General features: G+C 72.2%; 4 protein-coding genes and 1 pseudogene. 4 read left to right on the plus strand and 1 reads right to left on the minus strand.

From position 1 onward, the window contains the following. The 4 genes and pseudogenes from V7E46_RS32865 to V7E46_RS32880 all read left to right on the plus strand — a co-directional run. Positions 1-338, plus strand: a pseudogene (locus V7E46_RS32865) (FAD-dependent monooxygenase); the annotation flags it as partial. 58 nt (positions 339-396) lie between these two features. Then, positions 397-858, plus strand: a complete 462-nt coding sequence (locus V7E46_RS32870) for a helix-turn-helix domain-containing protein (protein ID WP_333771825.1) — start codon at positions 397-399, stop codon at positions 856-858. Continuing rightward, positions 855-1421: a hypothetical protein gene (locus tag V7E46_RS32875; RefSeq protein ID WP_333771826.1), complete on the plus strand. Its 567-nt coding sequence runs from the start codon at positions 855-857 to the stop codon at positions 1419-1421. The genes V7E46_RS32870 and V7E46_RS32875 overlap by 4 nt, the downstream gene beginning before the upstream one ends. A gap of 112 nt (positions 1422-1533) precedes the next feature. After that, positions 1534-1905: a DUF2516 family protein gene (locus tag V7E46_RS32880; RefSeq protein WP_333771827.1), complete on the plus strand. Its 372-nt coding sequence runs from the start codon at positions 1534-1536 to the stop codon at positions 1903-1905. Between the two features lie 66 nt (positions 1906-1971). Here the strand turns inward: V7E46_RS32880 and V7E46_RS32885 are convergent, their stop codons facing one another. Continuing rightward, complete coding sequence (locus V7E46_RS32885; RefSeq protein ID WP_333771828.1) at positions 1972-3270, minus strand: PP2C family protein-serine/threonine phosphatase; 1299 nt, start codon at positions 3268-3270, stop codon at positions 1972-1974. Positions 3271-3681 lie beyond the last annotated feature (411 nt).

Here is a 3681-nt window from a genome sequence, read left to right on the forward strand (position 1 = left end):
GGGGTGGTGGGCCGGGCCGGCGGCCGTCCACCGGTCAGACGATGCCGTAGCACGCGACTTCCGCCCGCGCGCGGCCCTGGCGGACCGCTTCCGCGCGGGCCGGGTCTTCCTCGTCGGCGACGCGGCCCACGTCCACTCACCGGCCGGCGGCCAGGGCCTCAACGCCGGTGTGCAGGGCGCCTGCAACCTGGGCTGGACGCTGGACGCTGGACGCCGGGCGCGGTGCTGCGGGACGGCGCGGCCGCCGCACTCCTCGACACCTATGAGGAGGGCCGGCTCCCGATCGCCGCCGAGGCGCGGGCCTGTCGATGAGCGTCCACCGCGGCGAGACCGGCCGTTTGCCAGCAGCAAGCGATGTGCTTGCAAAAGTTAGCGCAGTCGTGCACTCTCGTACGTATGGCGTCACTGAAAGTCGGCAACGTCGGCGAGTACCTGCGGGAGCAGCGGCGGAGTGCGCAGCTCAGTCTGCGGCAACTGGCGGAGGCGGCCGGTGTGTCGAATCCGTACCTGAGCCAGATCGAGCGCGGGCTGCGGAAGCCCAGTGCCGACATCCTGCAGCAGCTCGCGAAGGCGCTGCGGATTTCCGCCGAGACGCTGTACGTGCAGGCGGGGATGCTCGACGCGCGTGAGCGCGACGAGCTGGAGGTGCCTGCGGCGATTCTGACGGACCCGTCGATCAACGAGCGGCAGAAGCAGGTGCTCATCCAGATCTACGAGTCCTTCCGCAAGGAGAACGCCGCCGCGGGGGAGTCGCGGGCGGCCGGAGACGTGGACGCAGCAGAAGCAGAGGCAGAGGCAGAGGCAGAGGCGGGCAGCCGCGAGGGGTCCGCCGCCGTACGGGAGGAAACCGGACCATGACCATCACCGATGACATCGTGAAGAGCCTGCGCAACCCGACCCCGCTCTACGCGGTCGCCGGGACCGCGGACCTGGCCGCGGAGAAGCTGCGGGAGGTGCCCGCGCTGATCGAGAAGATCCGGGAGCAGGCGCCCGAGCACATCGAGAAGATCAAGGGCACCGACCCGAAGGTCGTGCAGGACCGGGTGACCGCGGGGGCGAAGGACGCCCAGGCGCGGCTGACGGAGACGTACCGCGACATCGACCTGAAGGCGTTCAGGGAGAAGCCGGACTTCAAGAAGCTCGGCGAGTCGGTGCAGGACCTGGCGCTCCAGGGCGTCGGCCGGGCCACCGGCTACGCGGTCAAGGCCCGCGAGGCGTACGACGAGCTGGCCGAGCGCGGCAAGGGCGCTGTGGCGAGCTGGCGCGGCGAGACCGCCGACCAGGTCGTGGAGATCGCCGCCGCCGTCGAGCCGGACAGGCCCGCGCAGGCGGCCGAGCCGGAGCCCGCCCCGGCCCGCAAGGCGCCGGTCCGCAAGACCGCCCCGCGCAAGTCCGTGAAGTCCGACACGCCGGCGGAGTGACCCGCGAGGGCCGGGCACGCAACGCGTGCCCGGCCCGTTGTACGCGTACGACCGGTACGGTGGCAGCAGACCGGCGGCGACGGGCGGCGGACGACAAAGGCGGGTGGACGGCGTGCTGATCACACAGTTCTTCGGGGTGGTCGCCCTGATCTCCTGGGCGCTCTTCCTCTTCGCGACGTTCGCGTTCGTGGACGCGGCGGTGCGGCGCCAGGACGCGTATCGCGCCGCGAACAAGCAGAACAAGGGCTTTTGGCTGATCATCCTCGGCATCGCCGCGGTCGTGATGAAGCTCTTCCCGATCCTGTCGTTCCTGCCGGTCATCGGCCTGGTCGCGGTGATCGTGTACATGGTCGACGTACGCCCCGCCGTCCGTGAGGTGACCGGACGCGGCGGCATGCAGCGCCGGCTGCGCGGACGCGGCCGGAGCAGCAGCCGCGGCAGCAGCAGCGACGGCCCCTACGGCCCGTACAACGGCGGGCGCTGAGCCGGTCTCCCGGACCTACCGGCCGCACGGGCGCTGATCCCGTACGGCCTACGCCCGCGGTGACGGCTACGGCTGCAAGCCGGTCCGCTCCAGCAGGACGACCGCCACGTCGTCGGTCAGCTCGCCGCCGTTCAGCTCGCGCACCTCGGTGACAGCCGCGTCCAGCAGCGCGTCGCCGTGCAGGCCCGCGGCCAGCAGCCGGGCGACCAGCCGGAGCATCCCGTCCTGCTCAAGCCGCTGCGTGCCCACCCCGATCCGGCCCTCGATCAGGCCGTCCGTGTAGAGCATCAGCCGCCATTCGCCGTCCAGTGCGACCGGCACGCGCTGCCACTGGGCGAACGGGTCGGGCAGCAGGCCGAGCGCGGGGCCGCCGTCCTCGTGCGGCAGCAGCCGCGGCACCCGGCCGGGACCCGCCAGCAGCGGCGCCGGATGCCCCGCCAGGTAGAGGTCGGCGTGGCGGCCGTCGGGAGCGATGTCCAGCGCGCACAGCGTCGCGAAGATCTCGTCGTCGGCCCGCTCGTGCACCAGCACCTGCTGGAGCGTTCGCAGCAAGGTGTCGCCGCCGAGGCCGGCGAAGGTCAGCGCCCGCCAGGCGATCCGCAGTTCGACGCCGAGCGCCGCCGCGTCGGGACCGTGGCCGCAGACGTCGCCGATCATCGCGTGCACGACGCCGTCGGAGGTGCGGACGGTGTCGTAGAAGTCACCGCCGAGCAGGGCGCGGCTGCGGCCCGGGCGGTAGTGGGCGGCGAAGCGCAGGTCGGCGCCGTCGAGCAGCGGGGTCGGGAGCAGACCGCGTTCGAGCCTGCGGTTCTCCCGGGCGAGCAGCTTGGTCTCGGTGAGCTTGCGCAGCGCGAGGTCGGCGCGCTTGCGTTCCACGGCGTAACGCACGGCCCGGGTGATGGCGGCGGCGTCGACGTCGCCGCGGGCCAGGTGGTCCTGGGCGCCGACGCGTACGGCCTCGGCGGCGCTGCCGTCGTCGGCGCCGTCGGTCAGCACCAGCACGGCGGTCCTGGGGGCGACCCGCACCACATGCCGTACGCCCTCCAGGACGTCGGGCAGGTCGAGCAGGATGCAGTGCACGTCATCGGTGAGCAGCCGGCCGGCGGCGGTGAGATTGCCGGCCCGCAGGATACGGATACGGGGGCCGCCGCCGTCCTGGAACCAGGGGGCGGTGAAGGCGCCGGTCGGGTCGTCGCCGACCACCAGCAGGTTGAGCGCGGGCGGTCCGTCGGCGGTGTCCTGGCGCTGGCGCGGGAGGGTCAGCGCCGGCGTCCCCGCGGTGTCGGGGGTGGCCGCGGCGGCGGAACCCTCCGCCCCGGGATCGGTGGCCGAGGGCCGTTCGGTGCCGCGCTTGGCAGCGGACATCAAGCGACTCCTTTCCGGTCCCCTGAACGTTCTACGGGTTTCCCTTTGCTCTGCCTTGCCTCTTCCGGTCTCAGGAGACCCTAGTGGCTGGGTAGGACGTGACGGGAGAGCCACTGGTAAACCGTCAGTGTCATATGCGGTGGCCAGAGCGGGATTTCACCCCCGATGTGGGGATCCGCACATGACACACATCACCCGCCCGCGCTGCAACCGTGCGCCGGATTCGGCCTGGTTGCGGACCTGATCGGGAGGGAATGCGGCATAGGCGCTGTCGGGTGGGATACGCCCGAAGTCATCCGTTTGAGTGGAATTCGCGACACCCCCGGAACCTGCTCCCGGCGATCGAGCACTCCTCGCCCGGACCCGCACTGTCATCGCCCCCGACCCGCGCCGGGCTCTGCTCGTGGACCC

Origin of the sequence: Streptomyces sp. IBSBF 2435, from assembly GCF_036815005.1 — a bacterium.
Taxonomy (GTDB): Bacteria; Actinomycetota; Actinomycetes; order Streptomycetales; family Streptomycetaceae; genus Actinacidiphila.

Coding starts and splice junctions, on each gene's coding strand:
- V7E46_RS32870 (WP_333771825.1), top strand. CDS start 397: ATGGCGTCACTGAAAGTCGGCAACGTCGGCGAGTACCTGCGGGAGCAG.
- V7E46_RS32875 (WP_333771826.1), top strand. CDS start 855: ATGACCATCACCGATGACATCGTGAAGAGCCTGCGCAACCCGACCCCG.
- V7E46_RS32885 (WP_333771828.1), bottom strand. CDS start 3,270: ATGTCCGCTGCCAAGCGCGGCACCGAACGGCCCTCGGCCACCGATCCC.